This window comes from Oceanimonas smirnovii ATCC BAA-899, from assembly GCF_000381965.1.
Taxonomy (GTDB): Bacteria; Pseudomonadota; Gammaproteobacteria; order Enterobacterales; family Aeromonadaceae; genus Oceanimonas; species Oceanimonas smirnovii.
In genome coordinates this window covers 45090-69544 of sequence record NZ_KB908454.1, presented here as the reverse complement: position 1 = coordinate 69544, position 24455 = coordinate 45090, and the positions used below count along the sequence as shown (strand labels likewise).

General features: G+C 57.2%; 18 protein-coding genes. 8 read left to right on the top strand and 10 right to left on the bottom strand.

The genetic code is table 11. The annotated features are described in order from the left end of the window. Positions 1 to 11 precede the first annotated feature (11 nt). The 9 genes from G364_RS0100305 to ampD all read right to left on the bottom strand — a co-directional run bounded on the left by G364_RS0100305 (position 12) and on the right by ampD (position 16374). Positions 12 to 692, bottom strand: a complete 681-nt coding sequence (locus G364_RS0100305; protein ID WP_019933145.1) for a Fe2+-dependent dioxygenase — start codon at positions 690 to 692, stop codon at positions 12 to 14. A 247-nt stretch (positions 693 to 939) separates the two neighbouring features. Further along, positions 940 to 3186 (bottom strand): TonB-dependent receptor, encoded by a 2247-nt coding sequence (locus G364_RS0100300; RefSeq protein WP_019933144.1) that lies wholly within the window; start codon positions 3184 to 3186, stop codon positions 940 to 942. A 173-nt stretch (positions 3187 to 3359) separates the two neighbouring features. Continuing rightward, a complete protein-coding gene (gene acnB / locus G364_RS0100295) occupies positions 3360 to 5957 on the bottom strand; it encodes a bifunctional aconitate hydratase 2/2-methylisocitrate dehydratase (protein ID WP_019933143.1) in 2598 nt (865 codons plus the stop codon). Between the two features lie 215 nt (positions 5958 to 6172). Continuing rightward, a complete protein-coding gene (locus tag G364_RS0100290) occupies positions 6173 to 8413 on the bottom strand; it encodes a patatin-like phospholipase family protein (protein WP_019933142.1) in 2241 nt (746 codons plus the stop codon). Positions 8414 to 8587: 174 nt separating this feature from the next. Next, a complete protein-coding gene (gene lpdA, locus G364_RS0100285) occupies positions 8588 to 10012 on the bottom strand; it encodes a dihydrolipoyl dehydrogenase (RefSeq protein ID WP_019933141.1) in 1425 nt (474 codons plus the stop codon). A gap of 151 nt (positions 10013 to 10163) precedes the next feature. Then, entirely contained in the window at positions 10164 to 12065 is a 1902-nt protein-coding gene (gene aceF, locus G364_RS0100280; protein ID WP_019933140.1) for a pyruvate dehydrogenase complex dihydrolipoyllysine-residue acetyltransferase, read from the bottom strand. Between the two features lie 10 nt (positions 12066 to 12075). After that, positions 12076 to 14736, bottom strand: coding sequence for a pyruvate dehydrogenase (acetyl-transferring), homodimeric type (gene aceE, locus G364_RS0100275; protein ID WP_019933139.1), 2661 nt, complete (start codon positions 14734 to 14736; stop codon positions 12076 to 12078). A gap of 61 nt (positions 14737 to 14797) precedes the next feature. After that, the gene (gene pdhR / locus G364_RS0100270) at positions 14798 to 15559 is read right to left on the bottom strand and encodes a pyruvate dehydrogenase complex transcriptional repressor PdhR (RefSeq protein ID WP_019933138.1); all 762 of its coding nucleotides are present in this window, start codon (positions 15557 to 15559) and stop codon (positions 14798 to 14800) included. 260 nt (positions 15560 to 15819) lie between these two features. Beyond that, the gene (ampD, locus tag G364_RS0100265) at positions 15820 to 16374 is read right to left on the bottom strand and encodes a 1,6-anhydro-N-acetylmuramyl-L-alanine amidase AmpD (protein ID WP_019933137.1); all 555 of its coding nucleotides are present in this window, start codon (positions 16372 to 16374) and stop codon (positions 15820 to 15822) included. A gap of 72 nt (positions 16375 to 16446) precedes the next feature. Here ampD and G364_RS16130 point away from each other — a divergent pair, with 72 nt between their 5' ends. The 8 genes from G364_RS16130 to coaE all read left to right on the top strand — a co-directional run bounded on the left by G364_RS16130 (position 16447) and on the right by coaE (position 23274). Then, the gene (locus G364_RS16130; RefSeq protein ID WP_019933136.1) at positions 16447 to 16812 is read left to right on the top strand and encodes a retropepsin-like aspartic protease family protein; all 366 of its coding nucleotides are present in this window, start codon (positions 16447 to 16449) and stop codon (positions 16810 to 16812) included. Positions 16813 to 16816: 4 nt separating this feature from the next. Further along, the gene (locus G364_RS17305) at positions 16817 to 16972 is read left to right on the top strand and encodes a pepsin/retropepsin-like aspartic protease family protein (protein WP_019933135.1); all 156 of its coding nucleotides are present in this window, start codon (positions 16817 to 16819) and stop codon (positions 16970 to 16972) included. A 48-nt stretch (positions 16973 to 17020) separates the two neighbouring features. Continuing rightward, entirely contained in the window at positions 17021 to 17875 is an 855-nt protein-coding gene (nadC, locus tag G364_RS0100255; protein ID WP_019933134.1) for a carboxylating nicotinate-nucleotide diphosphorylase, read from the top strand. A gap of 131 nt (positions 17876 to 18006) precedes the next feature. Further along, entirely contained in the window at positions 18007 to 18459 is a 453-nt protein-coding gene (locus G364_RS0100250) for a pilin (protein ID WP_019933133.1), read from the top strand. Between the two features lie 4 nt (positions 18460 to 18463). Beyond that, positions 18464 to 20176, top strand: coding sequence for a type IV-A pilus assembly ATPase PilB (gene pilB, locus G364_RS0100245; RefSeq protein WP_019933132.1), 1713 nt, complete (start codon positions 18464 to 18466; stop codon positions 20174 to 20176). Between the two features lie 22 nt (positions 20177 to 20198). Next, on the top strand, positions 20199 to 21425 hold the full coding sequence (locus G364_RS0100240) for a type II secretion system F family protein (RefSeq protein ID WP_019933131.1): 1227 nt from the start codon (positions 20199 to 20201) through the stop codon (positions 21423 to 21425). A gap of 386 nt (positions 21426 to 21811) precedes the next feature. Beyond that, complete coding sequence (locus G364_RS0100230) at positions 21812 to 22666, top strand: prepilin peptidase (protein ID WP_019933129.1); 855 nt, start codon at positions 21812 to 21814, stop codon at positions 22664 to 22666. Further along, positions 22663 to 23274 carry a dephospho-CoA kinase gene (coaE, locus tag G364_RS0100225; protein WP_019933128.1) on the top strand — a complete coding sequence of 204 codons (612 nt, stop codon included), beginning with the start codon at positions 22663 to 22665 and terminating at the stop codon, positions 23272 to 23274. Before G364_RS0100230 ends, coaE begins: the two co-directional genes overlap by 4 nt. On the opposite strand, the gene G364_RS0100220 is transcribed toward coaE, so the two are convergent. Beyond that, the gene (locus tag G364_RS0100220) at positions 23264 to 24448 is read right to left on the bottom strand and encodes a CsgG/HfaB family protein (protein WP_019933127.1); all 1185 of its coding nucleotides are present in this window, start codon (positions 24446 to 24448) and stop codon (positions 23264 to 23266) included. The genes coaE and G364_RS0100220 overlap by 11 nt on opposite strands. Between the last annotated feature and the right edge of the window lie 7 nt (positions 24449 to 24455).

Genomic DNA, 24455 nt, shown 5'->3' with positions numbered 1-24455 from the left:
CTGTTCCCCACTCAAAGCGCCCAGCGGCGCAGCAGGTTGTGATAGACACCGGTAAGCTGAATGCTGGTCTCGTTGTCGGCTCCCAGCTGCTGGTTAATGTTCTGAATGCTGGTGTCCAGATCAAACAACAGACTGCGCTGGCCATCGTCCCGCACCATGCTCTGAATCCAGAAAAACGAGCTGATACGCGCCCCTTGCGTCACCGGCAGCACCTTGTGCAGGCTGGAAGACGGATACAGAATCAGATCTCCTGCCGGTAGTTTAACGCTGTGAGCGCCATAGGTGTCTTCCACTACCAGCTCGCCCCCTTCATATTCTTCCGGTTCACAGAAAAACAAGGTCGCCGACAAATCGGTACGAATGCGCTCTCCCGTAACCGGGTGCATACGAATGGAATTGTCTACGTGAATGCCGAAAGCCTGGCCGCCCTGATAGCAATTGAACAGCGGCGGAAAGATTTTCTCCGGCAGCGCCGCCGCCACAAACAGCGGATGACGGGCCAGCGCCTCTGTGATCATTTTGCCAATCACAGCAGCGGTGTCGCTGTTTTCAGGCAGTTGCAGGTTGTTTTTGGCCTGAGCCGACTGAAAACCGGCGGTGGCATTGCCGTCTATCCAGTCGGCCGCCAGCAAAAGCTTGCGGCATTCGGCCACCTGTTCGGCGCTGAGCACGCCGGGTATATGCAGCATCATGATGAAATTCTCGCTTTCTTGCTAAACAAATAAAGCCCCGGCAGGGGCTTGGCTTAAATTTATGTGGGTTATCCAGAGGCTCATTTCAGACGGCTCTGTTTGTCGATAAGGAGGACCAAGGAAATGGCTTCACGACCGATCAAATGCCATGGATGGCATTTGCCGAGCGACACAGGGAAGTGCTTGAAGCGTGTCGTGAAGTTATTCCTTGGTCCGACGTTACCCGATATGACAGACGATGTTGTTATCAGAACCGGTAGTTGGCGGAGAGCACGGCAGAGCGGCCATCACCCAGCTCCACGGCGGAGCTGCGGGTCAGAATGCCGGTGGCCGGATCAACCGAGCCGTTGCTGCCGCGAACCCGTTCTACATATTCTTCATCAAACAGGTTGTTCACGTTCAGCTGCAGGCTGAAAGCCTCATTAACCCGATAAGACGCCATGGCATTGTGCACCCAGTAGCTGTCGATTTGAGTATCAGAGCTGCTGGTCACGGCACGGGAGCCCACATAGCGGGCGCCATAGCCCAGCTCCACGCCCGGAATCACCTCATAGGTGGTCCACAGGTTGGCGCTGTTGCGCGGGGTGTTCTGCAGCTCCCGGCCCACTGCATCGGGGTTGGTCACCGAGCTCAGGGTTTCGCTGTCGAGCAGAGTATAGTTGGCAAACACTTTCCATTCGTCGGTCAGCACACCGGTCAGCCCCAGCTCGGCACCCTGTACTCGCTGTTCACCCGCGTTATACAGGTTATCGTTGGCGTCTTTTTCATTGACGTTATTCTTGTTAACCCGGAACAGTGCCGCATCCACCCCCAGACGACCGTTCATCAGCTCCCACTTGGTACCCAGCTCCCAGGTTTCATTCTTCTCAGGCTCCAGGCTTTCGGCACCGGCAGCCCCCCGCAGCGGCAAACTGCCTGAGGTGGCCAGCGCTTCGGCAGACGGATTAAAGGAAGTACCGTAAGCCAGGTAAATACGGCCATTATCGGCAGGCTTATAAACAATACCGGCACGACCACTGAACATTCGATCACTGGTAGAGATGGTATCACCGCTGACCTTATTGGAGGTATCACCCGAGATCCAGTCTTGGCGCGCGCCCAGACTCAGATCCCACTGCGGGTGCAGCGTAATGGTATCAAACACATACAGTGCCCGCGTGTTCAGCGCCGCCTCGGTACCGCCGCTGTTTTTATAATTGACGGGCCCGCTCCAGTGCCCCGGCGGATGGTAGAGATCAAAGCCATTGGCCGGATAATTACCACTCAGGTTATCGCTGCCGGAGGTCAGATCATAGGTCTCGCGCGAAATCTCGCCGCCTACCAGCATGTCATGCCTGAAAGCGCCGGTGTCAAACTCAAAGGCCACACCGGTCTGGTTGATCCACAGCTCGGTTTTGGCATCGCGACGGTAGCCCTGCGGCCCGGCAGGCAGATATTGCCCATCCGGCAAAGCTACCCAGTTGGGATTATTCCTGTCGCCCAGGTTTTCACCCAGACTGACATGAGATGCAGAAATAGTGGTGTCTCTGTCTACCCGGCTGTAGCGGGTCTGGTTTTCGATGCGGGCGGTATCGCTCAGCTGGTGCTCAAGCTTGAGAGTAATGGCATCGGACTGAATTTTTTCTTCGTCCAGGTTGCGCCAGCCAAAGTAGCTCTCTCTGTCTACACCGGGCAGCACCTTGCCGTTTTGCGCCGGCAGGCCGTAGTCGGGCAGATTGTCATCCTGCTGATGGAAGTAGCTGAGGGTGGCCTGAGTCTGCTCGCTCAGCCCTATGGTTACCGAGGGCGCAATACCAAAACGCTGACGATCAATGTTATTGCGCCCGGGCACGTCGTTCTCGTGAGCCATCAGGTTGATGCGGGCGGCGCTGTTCACGCCCACATCCAGGGTAGTGTTGGCATCCAGGGTCACACGGCGATAGTTGTCAGTGCCCAGGCTGGCACCCAGCTCGGCAAAGTCACGCTGTTTGGGAGCCTTGCTTACCTGGTTGATGGCGCCGCCCGTGGTGCCGGCACCGCCAAACACCGAATTGGGGCCTTTCAGCACTTCCACCTGCTCGATGTTAAAGGTGTCGGTGCGGTTGTTCTGGCTGCTGTCACGCAGGCCGTCAATCTGCATGTTGGCGTTGGCGCTGAAACCACGAATATTGATTTTGTCACCGGAGCCGCCGCCGCCCTCGCCTGCATCAAAGGTGATGCCGGACACATTGGACAGCACTTGGCGCAGGCTCAGCGCCTGCTGCTCTTCCATCACTTCTTTCGGTACCACTGTGACCGTCTGGGGCGTGTCCAGCAGGGGCTTTACATATTTGCTCGAGGCCGACGCTTCCGTCTTATAGGCCTGCTCCCGCTGATCCTTGACGGTGACCGTATCAAAACGAGTGACATCCTGCTGGGCATAGGCAGGAACCGCCATGCTGGCCACGGCCAGCCCCACGGCGGAACTGAGCATGGTTTTGGGGGAACCGGCGGTTGAGCGAATAAAGGTGCGCACTGACAACTCCTTGTTAGTATTTAGACTTAAAGATACTTTTGTAAAGGATACTAATTCTCATTTATTATTTGATTTAGATCAAGTTCTGAAATGTCTGTTTCCGCTATTTATTTCAGGCATAAAAAAACCAGCCCGAAGGCTGGTTTTGATATCAGAGTGAATATATTCGGCGTTTAAACGGCCTGCTGCACTATCACCGTATTGGCTTTTTCCACGTAGCTGTCCAGCTCATCGAAGTTCAGATAACGATAAGTGTCGGCAGCGGTGGCGTTCAGCTCCTGGGCGTATTCCAGGTATTCGGCCACGGTGGGCAGCTTACCGTGAATGGCAGCCACGGCAGCCAGCTCGGCAGACGCCAGGTACACGTTGGCACCCTTGCCCAGACGGTTGGGGAAGTTACGGGTAGAGGTGGACACCACGGTAGTGTTGTCCCCTACCCGCGCCTGGTTACCCATACACAGAGAGCAGCCCGGAATCTCGATGCGGGCACCCACCCGGCCAAAGATACCGTAGTAGCCTTCGGCGGTGAGCTGATCCTTGTCCATCTTGGTGGGCGGTGCCACCCACAGGCGGGTCGGCAGCTGGCCCTTGAACTTGTCGAGCAGCTTGCCGGCGGCCCGGAAGTGACCGATGTTGGTCATGCAGGAGCCGATGAAGATTTCATCGATGCTCTCGCCGGTCACGTCAGACAGCAGACGGGCATCGTCGGGATCATTCGGGGCACACAGGATCGGCTCCTTGATCTCGCTCATGTCGATTTCCAGCACGTGGGCGTACTCGGCATCGGCATCGGCTTCCATCAGCTCGGGGTTGGCCAGCCACTCTTCCATGCCCTTGATGCGGCGTTCCAGAGTACGCTTGTCACCGTAACCTTCGGCGATCATCCACTTCAGCATCACTATGTTGGAGTTCAGGTACTCGATGATCGGCTCTTTATCCAGCTTGATGGTACAACCGGCGGCGGAGCGCTCGGCGGTGGCATCGGCCAGTTCAAAGGCTTGTTCCACCTTCAGCTGGGGCAGACCTTCAATTTCCAGCACCCGGCCGGAGAATTCGTTGATCTTGCCTTCCTTGGCTACGGTCAGCAGACCGTGCTGAATGCCGTAGTAAGGAATGGCGTGAACCAGGTCGCGCAGGGTGATGCCGGGCTGCATTTCGCCCTTGAAGCGCACCAGCACGGATTCCGGCATGTCCAGGGGCATCACGCCAGTGGCGGCGGCAAAGGCCACCAGGCCGGAGCCCGCCGGGAACGAGATACCGATGGGGAAACGGGTGTGGGAGTCACCGCCGGTGCCGACGGTGTCGGGCAGCAGCATGCGGTTCAGCCAGGAGTGAATAACACCGTCACCCGGACGCAGTGACACGCCGCCCCGGTTCATGATGAAGTCGGGCAGAGTGTGATGCGTATTAACGTCCACCGGCTTGGGATAAGCCGCGGTATGACAGAACGACTGCATGGTCAGGTCGGCGGAGAAGCCCAGACAGGCCAGATCTTTCAGCTCGTCCCGGGTCATGGGGCCGGTGGTGTCCTGAGAACCCACTGTGGTCATCTTGGGCTCGCAGTACTGACCGGGGCGTACGCCCTTAACGCCGCAGGCCTTGCCCACCATTTTCTGGGCCAGCGTAAAGCCCTTGCCGGAGTCGGCCACCGGTGCCGGACGCTTGAATACCTCGGACGGGGCCAGGCCCAGCGCTTCACGGGCCTTGTCGGTCAGACCACGACCGATGATCAGCGGAATACGGCCGCCGGCGCGCACTTCGTCGAGCAGCACGTCGGTTTTCAGTTTGAAGGTGCTCAGTACCTCGTCACTGCCATGGCGACAGATTTTGCCCTCATAGGGGTAAATGTCGATCACATCGCCGGTGTTCAGCTTGGTCACATCACATTCAATGGGCAGGGCACCGGCATCTTCCATGGTGTTGAAGAAGATGGGGGCGATTTTGCTGCCAATGCAGATGCCGCCGGCGCGCTTGTTGGGCACAAACGGAATGTCGTCGCCCATGTGCCACAGCACGGAGTTGGTGGCGGACTTGCGGCTGGAGCCGGTGCCGACCACGTCGCCCACATAAGCCAGCGGATGACCTTTTTGCTTCAGGGCTTCAATGGCGGTGATGGGGCCGATCACACCGTCTTCATCGGGCTCAATGCCGGGACGGGCGTTTTTCAGCATGGCCTGGGCGTGCAGCGGAATGTCGGGGCGGGACCAGGCGTCCTGGGCCGGAGACAGGTCATCGGTGTTGGTTTCACCGGGCACCTTGAATACGGTCATGGTGATCTTGTCAGCCAGAGGCGCGCGCTCCAGGAACCACTCGGCCTCGGCCCAGGACTGCATTACCTGCTTGGCAAAGGCATTGCCGGCCTTGGCTTTTTCGTCCACATCGTGGAAAGCGTCAAACATCAGCAGAGTGTGGCTCAGGGCCTTGGCGGCGATGGGCGCCAGGGCGTCCACGTCCAGCAGCTCAACCAGCGGAGCAATGTTGTAACCACCCTGCATGGTGCCCAGCAGTTGTGTGGCCTGCTCGGCAGACACGACCGGCGAGCTCACTTCGCCCTTGGCCACAGCAGCAAGAAAACCGGCCTTTACATAGGCAGCTTCATCAACACCGGGGGGAATGCGAGTGGAAAGGAGTTCGTAGAGGAAAGATTCTTCGCCAGCGGGCGGGTTTTTGAGTAATTCAACCAGGGCAGCAACTTGCTCTGCGTCGAGCGGTTTGGCAACCACTCCCTCAGCGGCACGTTCTTCGACGTGTTTACGATAGGCTTCAAGCACGACTGTATCCTCTTATTATCATTCGCCACCACGGGCGTAAGTATCCTTTATAGGGGGCCTTGGGCGTCGGTGAGACGCCGCGAAAGTATATTAGTTTTAACCGTGAATTAAAATCCGGCCTGCCCTACCTTTGGTCGAATGTTTGACTAACGCCATGTTTTGAATAGCATTTCCGTGCATAAGCCACAATTTCAAGCATCAACAAGCCATTAACATTAAAAGCTGAACAGATTGCCAAAATAGAGGTAGATGCTGCTTTTATTCCCGTCAGCCTGACCAAATGCCAGATAGAGCGGCCCCCAGTTGGTGTCTACACCAACGAATATGCTACCGGCTGTCAGTGATTCATCCCAGCCCACATCGGCACCCGAGTTCCATACGCCCCCCCGCTCCAGTGAAGTACCCAGATAGACAGGTGAGCGAAAAGCACCAAAGTCATTATCCAGCCAGCGGTAGTGATAGAGCAGTCCGGCCAGACCGCTGTAGCGGCCGCTGAGCTGCTCGCTCTGATAACCGGACAAATTGAATAATCCTCCCAGGCTGCGGGCAAACACCGGCAGCGGCTGCTCGGCGGTAGAGCCTCCCAGCGTCAGCTTGGTGATCAGAGTATGACGGCCGGCATTCCAGGGGCGCAGCCAGTCCAGTTCATAGTCAAGGCCGGTGACGTTTTCATTATTACCCTGCCCTTCCAGCCGGTTGCGGTAATAGCCCAGGGTCAGCCCGGCACTTTCCCCGCGGGTGGGGAAAAATACATTATCCAGCGTGTCATGGGTCACTCTCAGATAAGGTCCGGCAGAGAACACATCCAGCCCGCCGTCCAGATTCCGCGCCTCTATGCTGCCGGTCAGCCCCTGAAAACCCAGGGCCAGCTCACTCCAGGGGTTGAGGTTATAGCCCAGCTCGCTCAGCAGGCTCCAGGTGGAATAATCAAAGTCCAGGGTAGTGAGCCGGCCGAACTGCTCATAGGTTTCGTCACCGGGCTCAATAAAAAAAGTGCGCCGGCGCTTCTCATATTCCCCCCTGGCCTTCCAGAAAAAGTCGTAGTCGGTATCCAGCGGCGTGTAGAACTCGGTGGCCAGCAGCTTGTTGCTGCCCAGGGTGACTTCAGCCAGCCACTCGCCCCCCAGCATATTGATATTGGTGCGGCGAAACTGAGCACCAATCTCATAACTGGTGCGGCTGGAGAAGTCATCTTCCAGTGCAAACTTGAGATCCACAAAGCCCGGGCCCCAGCCTTTTTCCGTGGTCTGCACCGTCAGCACCTGCTCGCCGTCCCGCTCTTCAATGCGGTAACTGACCTGCTCAAAGGCATCCAGCGCATAGAGCCGGCGCACCCCCTGCTCCAGCTCTTCGGTCTGGTGAAAGTCACCGGGCTGAAGCCCCAGCGCATCACGGATCACGGCCTCGCTCAGGCTGGCATTGCCTTCCACTTCAACCCGGTCGAGAAACACCACATCACTGCGCTGCAGCCGGGCGCGTCTGTCCAGCTTGCGGTTACGGTAATCAATATAATCCTGCTCACTCAGCGCCAGCGGCAACAGCTCGGGCAACAGGGCGGTAGCGGCCGCCCTGCCTCTGGCAATGGCTGCAGGCATCAGCCTGAAATCTCCCACGCCAATGCCGGTGATATCGGGAGTCAGCAGCACATCGTCCTCGGTAAGCAGTGCCTTTTGCCGCTCTGTGCCAGCCCGGGTAAGGTAGTTGGTAAGCTGGGTGACCATGGCCAGGGCGCTGTCGAGGCTTTCTCTGGGCAGCATGGCATCACCGATGTCCACGGCAATCACTACCCCGGCCCCCATGTCTTTAGCCACATCCACCGGCAGATTGTTGACCACGCCGCCGTCGGCCAGCAGCTTGCCGTTCAGATCAACCGGCTGCAGCACACCCGGCACCGACATGGAGGCCTGCATGGCGGTGGCCAGGTGGCCCTTGTTCAGCACCACAGGCGTCATGGTTTCCATATCGGTGGCCACGGCCCGGTAAGGAATGGGCAGCTGATCAAAGTTCTTCAGCCGGGGAATGGTGAGGGTGCTGCGCCTGAGCAGGGCCCCCAGCGCCTGGCCCTGAAAAAAGCCGCCGGGCAGGCTGAGCTGCCATTGTTCGTTCAGACCGATATCAGTGCGCAGCAGAAATTCATCATTCTGGCGCTTGCGCCTGAGCGAAAGTTCGTCGCGACCGACCTTGTCCTGATAGCCCTGATTCCAGTCCAGGCTCAGCAGCTGCTGCTCCAGCTCATCGGCGTCCAGCCCCAGGGCATACATGCCCGCGATATAAGCTCCCATGCTGGTGCCGGTAACAATATCTACCGGAATGCGGTGCGCTTCCAGTACCTGCAGCACTCCCACGTGGGCCGCTCCCTTGGCCCCGCCGCCGCTCAGCACCAGCGCCACACGCGGACGCTCCGCCAGCGCCGGCAAGGACAACATCAGAGTTAACAGCAAAATAAAGAGACGCATGACAGCTCACGGCAGTACAAACAATGCGTGCATTGTATGCCGGGGAATGGGGAATGGGGAATGGGGAATGGGGAATGGGGAATGGTAGTCCCTAATCCCAAGTCCCTAATCCCTGAAATAACAACGCCCAGCTAGCGAGCCGGGCGTAAATATTACAGACAGCGAGAAGACGATTTACTTCTTCTTGGCCTTGGGGTTCGGCATGTCGGTGATGGAGCCTTCAAACACTTCAGCAGCCATGCCCACAGACTCGTGCAGAGTGGGGTGAGCATGAATGGTCAGCGCTATGTCTTCGGCGTCGGCACCCATTTCAATGGCCAGGCCGATTTCGCCCAGCAGTTCGCCAGCGTTGGTACCAATGGTGGCACCACCCAGAACACGGTGAGTGTCCTTGTCGAAGATCAGCTTGGTCATGCCGTAGGCAGAGTCGGAGGCGATGGCGCGACCGGAAGCCGCCCAGGGGAAGCTGGCCACTTCTACGTTCAGGCCCTGCTCCTTGGCTTCCTTCTCGGTCACACCCACCCATGCCACTTCCGGCTCGGTGTAGGCAATGGACGGGATCACTTTCGGATCGAAGTAGTGCTTCATGCCGGCAATCACTTCGGCAGCCACGTGGCCTTCGTGCACACCCTTGTGCGCCAGCATGGGCTGACCCACTATGTCGCCAATGGCGTAAATGTGCGGCACATTGGTGCGCAGCTGCTTGTCGACGTTAATGAAGCCACGCTCATCCACGTTAACACCGGCTTTTTCAGCGTCCAGCGACTTGCCGTTGGGCGCGCGGCCAATGGCCACCAGCACGGCGTCGTAGACGTTGGTGGTGCTTTCGCCTTTCTTGTCTTCCATGGTGACGTGAATACCATCATCTTTGGCTTCAACGGCGGTCACCTTGGTTTCCAGCATCAGGTTGAACTTGCTCTTCACCTGCTTGGTGAAGATCTTGATGATGTCTTTGTCGGCAGCCGGGATCACCTGGTCGAACATTTCAACCACGTCGATCTTGGAGCCCAGAGCATGGTACACGGTACCCATTTCCAGGCCGATAATACCGCCACCCATCACCAGCAGCTTCTCGGGCACTTCTTTCAGCTCGAGGGCATCGGTAGAGTCCCACACGCGCGGATCGTCGTGAGGAATAAACGGCAGTTTGATCGGACGGGAGCCGGCAGCAATGATGGCGTTGTCGAAGTTAACCGTGGTGTTGCCACCCTCGCCTTCCACCACCAGGGTGTTGGCACCGGTGAACTTGGCCACGCCGTTCACCACCTTGACCTTGCGCATCTTGGCCATGCCGCCCAGACCCTGAGTGAGCTGACCGATGACTTTTTCCTTGTGCGCGCGCACCTTGTCCAGATCGATCTGCGGCTCACCAAAGGTCACACCGTGGCTGGCCATGATCTTGGATTCTTCAATCACTTTGGCGATGTGCAGCAGTGCCTTGGAGGGAATACAGCCCACGTTCAGGCAAACACCGCCCAGAGTGGAGTAACGCTCAACGATTACGGTTTCCAGGCCCAGATCGGCGGCACGGAAAGCGGCGGAATAGCCGGCAGGGCCCGCGCCCAGAACCACAACCTGAGCTTTGACTTCTTGACTCATGGTGACCTCTATTATGATTTTTAGCCCTGTTCAGGCAGTGGCGACAGGAGAACCAGACTCAAGACGGCCACTACATTACAAACGGGGAAAAGTTTACTGTTCTGTTATCAAAAAGAAAGTAAAAAGGCAGGCTTATGCCTGCCTTGTCACATTAAAGGGCCAGGCGGCGAAGGTCGCTCAGCACACCACTCAGCATGGTGATGAAACGGGCACCGTCGGCACCGTCAATCACTCTGTGGTCGTAAGACAGCGCCAGCGGCTGGATCAGGCGGGGTTCAAACTCCTTGCCGTTCCATACCGGCTTGATGCCGGACTTGGACACACCCAGAATGGCCACTTCAGGGGCGTTCACGATAGGCGTGAACTGGGTGCCACCAATGCCGCCCAGCGACGAAATGGTGAAGCAACCGCCCTGCATGTCGGCCGCGGTCAGCTTGCCGGCACGGGCTTTCTTGGAGATTTCGCCCAGCTCGATGGCCAGCTCGCGAATGCCTTTCTTGTTGACGTCGCGAACAACCGGCACCACCAGACCATTGGGAGTGTCTACTGCCACACCAATGTGCACGTATTTTTTCATCACCAGGCTCTGGCCGTCTTCGGAGAGAGAAGAGCAGAACTTGGGATAGGCTTCCAGCGCCTTGGCGGCGGCCTTCATGATGAAGATCAGCGGAGAGATCTTGTAACCCAGCTTCTGTTTCTCGGCAATGGCGTTTTCGCTCTTGCGGAATTCTTCCAGCTCGGTGATATCGGTCTCGTCAAACTGAGTAACGTGGGGAATTTTCACCCAGTTACGGTGCAGGTTGGGGCCGGAGATCTTCTGAATGCGGGTCAGGGCCACTTCTTCCACTTCACCGAACTTGGCAAAGTCGACCTTGGGCCAGGCCAGCACTTCCATACCACTGCCGGCCACGGCCACGCCCGCGGGCTGACCGGAAACCTGCTTGATAATGGATTTAACGTAGTTTTGTACGTCTTCTTTCAGAATACGCTGTTTCGGGCCGGTGGCGGATACCTTGGACAGATCCACACCAAACTCGCGGGCCAGACGGCGTACTACCGGGGTGGCGTGCACGTAGGCGTTGTTCTCAACGAACTCGCCCTTGGCAGGTGCGGCAGCAGCGGCCGGAGCAGCCGCCTTCGGTGCTTCGGCTTTAGGTGCTTGTGCTTTCGGCGCTGCGGCCGGAGCAGCAGCAGCCGGGGCGGCACCTTCCACCTCGAATACCATTACCAGCGAGCCGGTGTTCACCTTGTCACCGGTGGCTACCTTGATTTCCTTGACCACACCGGCGAACGGCGCGGGCACTTCCATGGAGGCCTTGTCGCCTTCCACGGTCAGAATGGACTGATCGGCTTCTACCTTGTCGCCCACGGCCACCATCACTTCGGTCACTTCTACTTCGTCACCGCCGATGTCCGGCACGTTCACGTCTTTGGCAGCAGCAGCGGCCGGGGCCGCAGCAGGGGCAGCTTCAGCTGGCGCAGCAGCAGCCGGCGCAGCTTCACCCGCCGGTGCGGCACCAGCCACTTCAAAGACCATGATCAGAGAGCCGGTGTTAACCTTGTCGCCCACGGCAGTCTTGATCTCAACAACCTTGCCGGCAAAGGGCGCAGGTACTTCCATGGAAGCCTTGTCGCCTTCCACGGTGATCAGGGTCTGCTCTTCCTCAACGGTGTCGCCCACGGCCACGGCAATTTCGGTGACTTCTACTTCATCACCGCCGATGTCCGGTACGTTTACGTCTTTCTGCGCGCTGGCAGCGGCCGGTGCAGCAGCGTCAGCCTTGGGGGCTTCTTCTGCAGCAGCCGGGGCGGCAGCGCCGCCCTCTGCTTCAAAAACCATAATCAGTGAGCCGGTGTTGACCTTGTCGCCAACGGCAATCTTGATTTCCTTGACCACGCCGGCGGCGGGGGCAGGAACTTCCATGGAGGCCTTGTCGCCTTCCACGGTGATCAGAGATTGTTCTTCCTCAACCTTGTCGCCCACGGCAACCAGGATCTCGGTGACTTCAACCTCATCGGCACCGATATCCGGCACCAGAATATCTTTAGACATGTGTTACCCCTTATGCGTACAGCGGGTTGATCTTGTCGGCGTCGATGCCGTACTTGGCGATGGCGTCGGCAACCACTTTCTTGTCGATGGTGCCCTGCTTGGCCAGCTCGGTCAGCGCGGCAATCACAACATAGTGCTTGTTCACTTCAAAGTGACGACGCAGGTTGTCACGGCTGTCGGAACGACCGAAACCATCGGTGCCCAGCACCTTGTAGCTCACGGACGGCATAAAGGCACGCACCTGTTCGGCGTAGTTCTTCATGTAGTCGGTGGCAGCAATGGCCGGCTCGGAACCCATCACCTGAGCGATGTAAGGCACGCGGGCCTCTTCGGTCGGGTGCAGCATGTTCCAGCGCTCCACGTCCTGACCTTCACGGGTCAGTTCGTTGAAGGAGGTCACACTGTATACATCGGAGCCGATGCCGTACTCGTCGGCCAGGATTTGAGCGGCTTCACGCACGCCAACCAGGATGGAGCCGGAGCCCATCAGCTGAACCTTGCCGTTCTTGCCTTCCACGGTGTCGAGCTTGTAGATACCCTTGCGGATGCCTTCCTCGGCACCTTCAGGCATGGCCGGCTGATGGTAGTTCTCGTTCAGCGTGGTCAGGTAGTAGTACACGTTCTCGGGGTTGTCGCCGTACATGCGACGCAGACCGTCCTGCACGATTACCGCTACTTCATAAGCGTAGGTCGGATCGTAGGTGATACAGTTGGGGATCACGCCAGCCTGAATGTGGCTGTGGCCGTCTTCGTGCTGCAGACCTTCACCGTTCAGGGTGGTACGACCGGAGGTACCGCCAATCAGGAAGCCGCGCGCCTGCTGGTCGCCAGCCGCCCAGCACAGGTCACCCACCCGCTGGAAACCGAACATCGAGTAGTAGATGTAGAACGGAATCATGGGGCAGTCGTTGGTGCTGTAGGAGGTGGCAGCGGCCAGCCATGAAGACATGGCACCCAGCTCGTTGATACCTTCCTGCAGTACCTGACCCTGCTTGTCTTCCTTGTAGTAGGCAACCTGCTCACGGTCCTGCGGCGTGTAGTTCTGACCATGAGTGTTATAGATGCCAATCTGACGGAACAGACCTTCCATACCAAAGGTACGGGCTTCGTCGGCCAGAATGGGCACAATGCGTTTGCCGATGGACTTGTCCTTCAGCATGATGTTCAGAGAACGCACAAACGCCATGGTGGTGGAGATTTCACGCTTCTGCTCTTCCAGCAGCGGGCTGAAGTCTTCCAGCGCCGGAATATCCAGCTTGACGGTGGTCTCGGGCAGGCGGGTCGGTACATAGCCTTTCAGGCTCTGACGACGGGCGTGCAGGTATTCGTATTCGCGGCTGCCTTCTTCAATTTTCAGGTAAGGCAGGTTGGGCAGGTCTTCATCGCTCACTTCAATGTTGAAGCGGTCACGCATGTGCTTGAGGGAAGACATGTCCATTTTCTTGACCTGGTGCGCGATGTTCTTGCCTTCGGCAGAATCGCCCATGCCATAACCCTTGATGGTTTTGGCCAGAATAACGGTCGGCTTGCCTTTGGTGTCGGCGGCGTTCTTGTACGCAGCGAACATCTTGGCAGGATCGTGACCGCCACGGTTCAGGGCAAAGATTTCTTCGTCGGTCCAGTCTTTTACCAGGGCGGCGGTTTCGGGATATTTACCGAAGAAGTGCTCACGCACATAGGCACCGTCTTTGGACTTGAAGGTCTGGTAGTCACCGTCCAGAGTCTCGTTCATCAGCTGAACCAGTTTGCCGGAGGTGTCTTTGGCCAGCAGGTCGTCCCAGCGACGGCCCCAGATAACCTTGACCACGTTCCAGCCGGCACCGGTGAACAGGCCGTCCAGTTCGTTGATGATTTTGCCGTTACCCACCACAGGGCCGTCGAGGCGCTGAAGGTTACAGTTGATAACGAAGCACAGGTTGTCCAGCTTCTCACGGGCGGCAATGGTAATGGCACCCTTGGATTCCGGCTCGTCCATCTCGCCGTCGCCCAGGTAGGCGTATACGCGCTGCTCGGAGCAGTCTTTCAGGCCACGGTCGGTCAGGTACTTGAGGAAGCGGGCCTGATAGATGGCGTTGATCGGACCCAGACCCATGGACACGGTCGGGAACTGCCAGAAGTCCGGCATCAGCTTGGGATGCGGGTAAGACGGAATACCCTTGCCGTCCACTTCCTGACGGAACATGTCGAGCTGGGCTTCGGTCAGACGGCCTTCGGCAAAGGCGCGGGCGTAGATACCGGGAGAGATGTGACCCTGGAAGAACACCAGATCGCCGCCGTCTTTCTCGTTACGACCACGGTAGAAGTGGTTGAACGCCACTTCGTACATGGTGGCACTGGAAGCGAAAGAAGACATGTGACCACCCAGGTCCAGATCTTTCTTGGAGCCACGCAGTACAATCATGACTGAGTTCCAGCGGATGATGGCGCGGATCCGCCGTTCCAGATCCCAGTTGCCCGGGTACTCAGGCTCTTCGTCGGTGCTGATGCTGTTGACGTAATCTGAGTGAGCGTTGCGGGCCACGGCTACACCATGCTTGATGGCTTTGGTGGTCAGGCGCTCGTAAATGTACTGAGCGCGCTCAGGTCCTTCTTGACGGATCAAAGACTCCAGGGCGTCAAGCCACTCTTGAGTCTCTATTGAATCCACATCATTTTTCAGGATATCAGACATGGCTGTTTCCTATCTCGTTTGGGGCTGATGCCCATGGGTTTCGTCGCTGCCGAAGGCATTATTATTCCTGTTGCCGGGTCCGGCGCAGAGAACGCTGAATGCGGCTTTCTTCACGCTGGATCTCGAACAGGGTTTCTTCAATAAAGGCCAGGTGCTCATGACAAGCGTCCCTGGCCTTTTCCGGCTCGCGAGACAGTATGGTCTGGATCAGATTGGCGCGATGTTTGCGGATCTGCTCCACCATGCCGGCTCGCCGGTTAAGAATCTGAATGTTGCGCAGAATGCTGGACTCCAGCATGGGCTGAATGGCTCTCAGCAGGTGCAGCAGCACCACGTTGTGGGCCGCGGCCGCCACCGCCAGATAGAATTCAGCGGCATGCTTGGCTTCACCAGCCAGGTCGCCCTGCTCCTGAGCGGTAATAATGGCCTGCTGGGCCGCACGAATGGCATCAAAATCGGTTTCAGTGCCGCGCATGGCGGCGTAGAAGGCAGAGATGCCTTCCATGGTGTGACGAAACTCCAGCAGGTCATACTGAGATTCCGGATGCTCCGCCAGCAGCTGAAACAAGGGATCCGCCAGGCCTTTGGTGAGGGCATTTTGTACGTAGGTGCCCCCGCCCTGCCGGCGGGATACCAGACCGCGCACTTCAAGGTGCTGAATCGCTTCGCGCACAGACGGGCGCGACACCGCAAACTGCTCGGCCAGCTCACGCTCGGGCGGCAACCGCTGACCCGGCTTCAGGCTGCCTTCCACTATCATCTGCTCCAGTTTGGTGGCGATAGTTTCGGCAAGTTTGGGTTGTTTGATTCGCTGGTAGGCCATTCACTCTGCTTTAAAAATTGGTAATACCAATTAACACTGTTAAAAAAAGGTATCAGAGCAGGCAAGAATTGTCCATGGTTTTTGTGATCATTGCATACAAAAGACCATTTGCGCGCGGTAATTTTTTGGGCCGGCTCATAAAACTAGACCAGCCCCGGGAAAACACAAGAATATTGGTAATGGTCAGACCAACCGAAAAGAAAGCTGGAAGTTGTAAGCTGGAAGCCGGATGCTGCCCGAGTCGCTTTTGCTTCCCGCTTCTAGCTTCCCGCTTTCAGCTCCGCTTTGAAGCGTTTCCAGTCAAAGCCGGGGCCGGGGTCGGTTTTGCGGCCGGGGGCAATGTCGCTGTGGCCGGTAATGCGGCCGGGCGTGATGGCGGGGTAATGTTGCATCAGTATTTGGGTAACCGCGGCCAGTTGCTGATACTGGGCCTCGGTATAGTCACCGGTATCGGTGCCTTCCAGCTCAATGCCAATGGAAAAATCATTACACTTGTCACGGCCGTCAAAACTCGACAGTCCCGCATGCCAGGCCCGTTTATGAAACGGCACATACTGCACCAACTCACCGTCGCGGCGAATAAGGCAATGGGCTGACACCCGCAGCTGATGAACAGCCTCAAAATAAGGATGCATATTTGCATCAAGACGGCCCATAAAAAGGTCATCTATGTAATGATCACCAAAACGCCCCGGTGGCAGGCTGATGCAATGCACCACCAGCAGGGAAATATCATTATCAGGGCGGTCATCCTGATGAGGAGACTCACAATAACGGGCCGGACTGAGCCAGCCATGCTCCAGGGTAAAAGACATAGAGGGTCCGTTCACTGTATTCGGGCGGACGTATACTAACAGGGTAACGGCAAACTTTGCCAAGGAGCCGATATGGGACAATCGTCAGATCCGGTGCGCCGTGCCGGGCGCATTATGTGGATTCTGGTATGGGCACTTGGGTTATTGATGCTTACCTGGTATTTCAGCCACCTGCTTGACCGGCAACACAATCCCAATCAGCAGGTGCAGATACTCAGCGCCAACAGCATGGTGCTGGAGCAAAACCGTTATGGCCATTATGTGGCCAGCGGGGCAGTAAATAACCAGCCGGTGGTGTTTTTGCTGGATACCGGTGCCACTCAGATGGCCGTGCCCCGGGCCGTGGCTGCACGGCTGGAGTTGCCGGTAGGCGCACCACTGACGCTGGGCACGGCGGCAGGTCAGGTTACCGGTTACCGGTTACCGCACTCATATTAAATCGTTGTCGCTGGGGCCCTTCACCCTGTACGATCTGAGCGCCGTCATTATGCCCAGCCAGAGTGAGGAAATACTGCTTGGCATGAACGCCCTGCGCCGCTTTGAGCTGATACAGCGGGGCTCACAAATGACCATTACCTATTCCGGGCCGGAGCAGTGATTCCGGCATTTTCAGTACAATTGTGAACTTGTGACAAAGGTAGACTCAATGCCCAACTCCACCCTGGCCAACGAAATCCGCTTAAATGTAACTGCCGCCCTCACCGAGGATCTGGGTGGCAGCACGGATCCTGTGCAGGATATTACCGCCATGCTGCTGCAAGAGAGCCAGCAGGTTACCGCGCACCTGATTACCCGTGAAGACGGTGTGTTCTGCGGCCGGGACTTTGCCGAAGAAACCTTTACCCAACTCGGCGGGCAAGTGGAGTTACACTGGCTGGTAAAAGACGGTGATACCGTGACCGCCGGCCAGCGGCTGCTGACCCTGACCGGGCCGGCCCGTGCCATTCTTACCGGTGAGCGCACTGCACTCAACTTTATTCAGACCCTGTCTGGCGTGGCTAGCGAAACCAGACGCTATGTCGACAAACTGGCCGGCACTCACTGCCGCCTGCTCGACACCCGCAAAACCCTGCCCGGCCTGCGCCGGGCGCTGAAATATGCGGTGACCTGCGGCGGCGGCCACAATCACCGCATGGGCCTGTATGACGCTTACCTTATCAAGGAAAACCACATCTTTGCCTGTGGCGGCATCGACAAGGCAGTGGCTGAAGCCCGCCGCCTGCAGCCGGAAAAGCCGGTAGAAGTGGAAGTGGAGTCTCTGGCGGAGCTTAAACTGGCACTGGATGCCGGTGCCGACATTATCATGCTCGACAACTTCAGCGTGCCCGATATGCGCACCGCCGTGGCCAGCACCGCCGGCCGCGCCAGACTGGAAGTGTCGGGCAATGTGACCCTGCAGACCATCGCCGACTACGCTGCCACCGGCGTGGACTTTATTTCTGTAGGTGCCCTCACCAAGCATGTGCGGGCGCTGGACCTGTCACTGCGGGTTGAAAACTGATCCTGTGATCTGACCACTGCCATCATGATGCCGGGTTTGCCGATTGGGCAAACCCGGTAACGCTTGCTATAGATATAAGACGGGTAAAACAAAACAGATACCCGTTTGTCAGGCGTTTCAAGGAAGAAGTCATGATGAACCATAAACCAAGCTGCCCTCAGTCCGGCTTTACCCTGATTGAACTGATGATAGTGGTTGCCATTGTTGCCATTCTGGCGGCAGTGGCACTGCCCGCTTACCAGACCTACACTCAGCGCGCCAAATTTACCGAAGTGATTGCCGCCACCGGACCGGCTAAAACGGCGATTGAGGTCTGTGCCCAGACCGGGGGAAGTGACTGTACCGCCTCCGCAACGGGTGCTCTGACCAATGCTGTGGATACAGACGTTGTTAAAGCAGTCAAAGTGGAAGTAGACAGTACAGGTAATAACAAAGAAGGCCCCTGGATCATCACTTCTACAGGCACAGATGAAGTGGACGGCAGTACATTTATTATGAAAGGCGAACTGGATAACGGCAGGGTTAAGTGGACAAATAACCCTTCAGATAATGCAGGCTCATGTGTCACTAAGGGCATCTGCTAACCCTATGAGCACCTTCACTTCTCCCTCCAATAGCGGCCTTGCCAGAAGCCTGGTGGCGGCGGCCCTGCTGTCTGCCGAAGAGCTGGAGCTGGTACAGGAGCAGGCCAGAAAAGAAGGCAGGCCGCTGGGCTCGGTGCTGGTAGAAAAGCAGTGGCTGTCTTCCGAGGAGCTGGCGCGCTTTTGTGAGCGTGAGTTTATGCTGCCGCTGAGCAATCTGCATGATTTCGATATCAAGCAGATTGCACCTGAATATCTGAGCATGGATCTGATAGAGCATCACCATGCCATTCCGGTGCTGCTGGAAGACAAAGTCCTTTACCTGGCCATGTCTGACCCCACCAATATAAGTGCACTGGAAGACTTCAGCTTTCGCTTTAATCTGGTCACCGATGCCCTGCTGGTAGAAGAAGGCAAGCTGCAGGCATTACTACAGCAGCTGCAGCAGCAACATGGTGCCGGGCTGGAGTTTGAACATACCCTTGATGATGATATTGCCGCCCTTGAGCAGGATGAACAAAACGCCTGGCAGGAAAAGGACAGGATCAGCGCCGATGATGACGCGCCCATTGTGCGCTATATCAACAACATCATGATCAATGCGGTACGCAAGGAAGCGTCCGATCTGCACTTTGAGCCTTATGAGCGTTTTTTTCGTATTCGCTTTCGCATTGACGGCATACTGCACGAAGTAGCATCGCCGCCGGTGCAGCTGGCGGCGCGCCTGGCTGCCCGGCTCAAGGTAATGGCAAAGCTCGATATCGCCGAGCGGCGCTTGCCTCAGGATGGCCGTATCAAACTGCACTTGACCGGCTCAAAATCCGTCGACATGCGAGTGAACATACTGCCCACCCAATGGGGAGAAAAGGTCGTCATTCGTCTGCTCGACAGCGCTGCTACCCGCCTTGGCATTGAGCAGCTGGGGCTGACTGACGCGCAGAAAACCTTATATCTGCAGGCATTACAGCGCCCTCAGGGCATGATACTGGTCACCGGGCCCACCGGCTCGGGCAAAACCGTGACACTGTATACCGGCCTGAGTATTCTCAATCAGGTCACTGCCAATATCTCTACTGCCGAAGACCCTATTGAAATTAATCTGCCGGGTATCAATCAGGTACAAATTAATCCCAAAGTCGGACTGAGCTTTGCCTATGCATTACGGGCATTTCTACGGCAGGACCCCGATATTATTATGGTGGGCGAAATTCGTGATCTGGAAACCGCTGAAATTGCTGTGAAGGCAGCACAAACCGGTCATCTGGTGCTTTCTACGCTGCATACCAACTCGGCGGCAGAGACCCTGACCCGCCTCAGCCATATGGGGCTGCCCGCTTACAATATTGCTTCATCCATCAGCCTGATTATTGCCCAGCGCCTGGCCCGTAAACTCTGTGTTCATTGCCGGGAGCCGGAACAGCTGTCCCCCGGGCAACTGAGCCAGCTTGGCTTTACGCCGGCACAGCAGGCCAGTGGCATCACACTTTATCGCGCCACAGGCTGCGACCAGTGTACAGATGGCTATAAAGGGCGCACCGGGGTTTATGAAATCATGACCATGAGTGAGCAGCTGGCTGAGCTGATTATGAACAATGCCGGTGCCCTTGCCATTGCACGGGCGGCACAGCAGGAGGGGATGATCTCATTACGCCACTCGGCGCTGGCCAAGGCAGGCCAGGGGCTGATCAGTCTGGCTGAGGTAAACAGAATTACCGGATAATGCCGTTCACGGGGAGCTGAACATGGCCGACACCAACGCATTCCGAGTGTACTCGTATAAGTGGGAAGGCATTAATCGTCAGGGCCGGAAAACAACAGGTCTGCTGCAGGCAACCGATGTCAGATCGGCCCGCCGTGAACTGCAACGCCAGGGCGTAAACACGCTTAAAATTAAACGTCAGCGGCAGGGGATGCTGGCGCGTTACAGCAACATTATCAAGGCTGCCGATATTGCCATTGTTACCCGCCAGATTGCCACCATGCTGGAAGCCGGCGTGCCTCTGGTGCAGACACTGCAGATTATTGCCCGTTCTTCGGGAAAGCCGGCACTGCGGGAGCTGGCCAGCGCGCTGGCTGCAAACGTGGAAGGCGGCACACCGCTTTCTGAGGTATTAAGAAAATATCCGCATTACTTTGATACTCTTTATTGCGATCTGGTGCATTCCGGTGAGCAGACCGGGGCACTTGAGCATATTTTTGATCGTATTGCTGTGTACCGGGAAAAAGCCGAAGCCATCAAATCCAAAATTCGCAAGGCCCTGTTTTATCCCGCCCTGATTGTGCTGGTGGCCATGGCCGTCACGGCAATTTTACTGCTGTTTGTTATTCCCCAGTTTGAAGATATATTTGCCGGTTTTGGCGCTCCCCTGCCCCTGTTTACACAAATGGTGATCAGCATGTCGCGCTGGTTACAGCAGTATTGGCTTTATATGGTAACCGGCGTCATTGTGGGTATTTTGCTGTATATTCGGGCCTGGCGGCGTTCACAAAAAGTGCGCAATATGACAGACCGCTTTTTGCTGCGCCTGCCCGTTGTGGGCACCATTTTGCATAAGGCAGCCCTGGCTCGTTTTGCCCGCACGCTGGCCACCACTTTTACCGCCGGCATTCCGCTGGTAGAAGGGCTGGTGTCGGCCGCCGGTGCCTCTGGCAATGTGGTGTACCGGCGGGCGGTGATGAAGATGCGTGATGAGGTTATTGCCGGTATGCAGATTAATCTGGCCATGCGCACTACCCGGTTGTTTCCGGATATGGTGGTGCAGATGGTAATGATTGGTGAAGAATCGGGAGCCATTGACACCATGATGCACAAAGTGGCCACCATTTATGAGCGTGAAGTGGACGATGCCGTAGACGGACTGTCGAGTCTGATTGAACCTTTGATTATGGTGGTGCTGGGCATTCTGGTTGGCGCTCTGGTCATTGCCATGTATCTTCCCATCTTTAACCTGGGCAGTGTGATACGCTGAATTCAACTTGCTTGTTGGGCCATGCGAGTTCGTCGGACAAAGGGCACTACTTCGCCGACACGCCGTGAACCCCTCCATGGGGGCTCCGCTGCGCCATCCATGGCGCAGAGGGTACGGCGAAGCAGACACCCTTTGCCCTCCTTGTCAGGCACCGAGTTGACTGTCAGTATTCTGCAGACAGCTCTGCAACATCACGAAACGGCAGCGTGGATTACCGGAGCCGGCCATCAAATGCCAGGGATGGCATTTGCTGAGCGCCCCATGGATGGGCCTGAAGCGTGCCGGCGGAGCGTAACCGCGCTGTCGCTTCGCACTGCGTTCGCTCAGGCAATTTGCAACGATAAGTCGGGTAAAAGCCGAGAGAAAATAATGATACTGGAAACCTCATGACCCAACTGCTCGACCATACTTCTCTGCTTTATATTGTGATCCCCCTGCTCGGCCTGCTGGTGGGCAGCTTTCTTAATGTGGTGATTCACCGGCTGCCGCTGATGATGCAGCGAGAGTGGCAGCAGGAATGCGCCGCATTAAATGAACAGCCGGTGGTGGAGCAGGCTCCCTTTAATCTGTGTATGCCCCGCTCGCGCTGCCCGCACTGCGAACACCCGCTGGCGGCCAGAGATAATATTCCCCTGCTCAGCTGGCTGTGGCTGAAAGGCCGGTGCCGCTATTGCCGCGCGCCTGTTGCCAAACGTTATCCGCTGGTAGAGCTGACCTCGGCCCTGCTGGCAGGGCTGGTGCTGTGGCGCTTCGGGCCCGGAGCGCAACTGGTGGCGGCGCTGGTGTTCAGCTGGGTGCTGCTGTGCATGACCCTGATTGATCTCGATCATCTGCTGCTGCCCGATAACCTGACCCTGCCGCTGCTGTGGCTGGGCCTGCTGCTGAATGTGGGCGAACTGTTTGTATCCCTGCCGTCGGCGGTGATTGGCGCTGCGGCCGGTTACGGTATTTTATGGAGCCTGTTCTGGCTGTTTAAACTGGCCACCGGCAAGGAAGGCATGGGCTATGGTGACTTCAAACTGCTGGCTGCCATTGGTGCCTGGTTTGGCTGGCAAAGTCTGCTGCCGGTGCTGTTGCTGGCGTCCTTTACCGGTGCCGTGCTGGGCCTCGGCCTGATGGCATTGCGTCGCCTGAATGAAGATCGCGTGCTGCCCTTTGGTCCGGCGCTGGCACTGGGCGGCTGGTGTTATCTGATGTGGGGGACGGAAGTGGTGGACCTGTACTGGAGTATTGCGCTGTGACTTATGTAATTGGCCTGACCGGCGGCATTGGCAGCGGAAAAAGCACAGTAGCCAGCCTGTTTGCCGGGCTGGGCGCAGACATTATTGATGCCGATATTATCGCCCGTGAGGTGGTGGCCACCGGTGAGCCGGCACTGGCAGCCATTGCCGATCACTTCGGTGCCGAGGTGATCACCGCCAGCGGCGAACTGGACAGGCGCGCCCTGCGGGCCCGGGTGTTTGACAACCCGCAGGAAAAGGAGTGGCTGAACGCCCTGCTGCACCCAGTTATTCGCGAGCGCATGCTGGCCGCCTGTGCCGCCAGCACGTCACCTTACTGCCTGCTGGTGGTGCCCCTGCTGGTAGAAAATCAGCTTACCAGCCTGTGCCACCGGGTATTGGTGGTGGATGTCAGCCCGGACGTGCAACTGACCCGCACCATCAAGCGGGATAACAGCAATGAAGCACAGATTCGTGCCATTATGGCTGCCCAGGCCAGCCGGGAACAACGCCTGGCCGCTGCCGACGATATTATCAACAACAACAGCCCCGACCAGGCGGGGCTGCTGAAAGAAGTGCAGCGGCTGCACCAATACTATCTGGCCCTGGCTCAGACCATTACAGAATAACGCCGCCGCCTTCAGCGGTTTGCGTATTCTGTTTGGCCGGGGCACTGGTGGTGCGCTGGCGCGGGGCCGGCTTGCGGGCCGGGGCCTTGGCCGGACGCACTATCTGGCCTTTCTCCACCAGGCTGGCTTCTCCTTCCACCAGAGTGGCATAGGCCATTTTGGGCTTGACCGTGGTAATGCGAATTTTACCAATGGCCGCTTCATCCTGCCCCAGCACTTCGCCGGTGTAAGGATCCACCAGTTTTTCACCCAGGCTGTATACCGTAAAGTAGCTGCCGGATTTCAGGGTTTTACCACCCTGATTAATAATAATCCGGTCTCCGGTGACACTGATCACCCGCAGCGGATAGATATTATCCATCGACTCCTGGAAAATTTTGTTAACCGCCTGATTAATCAGACCATTCAGATTACCGTTGCTGGCACTCAGACTCACGGTATCGGACCATTTTACCTGCCGCGTGGGCACTTCAATAATCTGATAGCGCACCTTGAGCGCACTGCGGGCATAATGGTTTACCTCGCCGGTCATCGCGACCGTCTCGGACCAGCGCCGGGTGCTGGCATTCTGAACCTGACCAACCAGCATATAGTCCAGCCCCAGCACCTGCCCCATGCGTGCTTTTTCGGTCAGCGCCGTATCATCACTTTCCCACAGCTGACGTTCTTGCTGATAAGCCTGATCCTGCTCTCTGTCCAGCACCGCAAAACGGCGGCTTTGGGTATACAGATCCTGCAGCTCACGGCTGAAGGTGGCTCCATGACTGCCTTTAAACGGCAGCACGGCCAGCTTGCGCCGGCTGTCGGCAGACATGCCTGCGGGCTTGTAGCGCAGCACATTAACATGCAGCTCTACCCGGCAGCCGCCTTCATCACACTGCTGCGACAGCATCTGATAGCTGTCTACCATGCCTTTGGCGGCCATGCGGCCGTCACGCTGAGTGTGAGTCAGGCTTTCGGTCTCGCCGTTTTTCTTATGCAGCAGCTGCTCTACCTGCTGTGAGCTGTTGATATCTACGCCATTTACCTGACGCACTGCTTCTATCAGGGCATTTTCTACCGCCAGCTGCTCGGTAACGCCATGGCCGGTAACCTGTACCGGCGTCACATTTGCCTGAGCCATACCAGACAAAAATAATAAAGGCAGCAAGGCTGCCAGTAACCACTTTTTCATCACATCA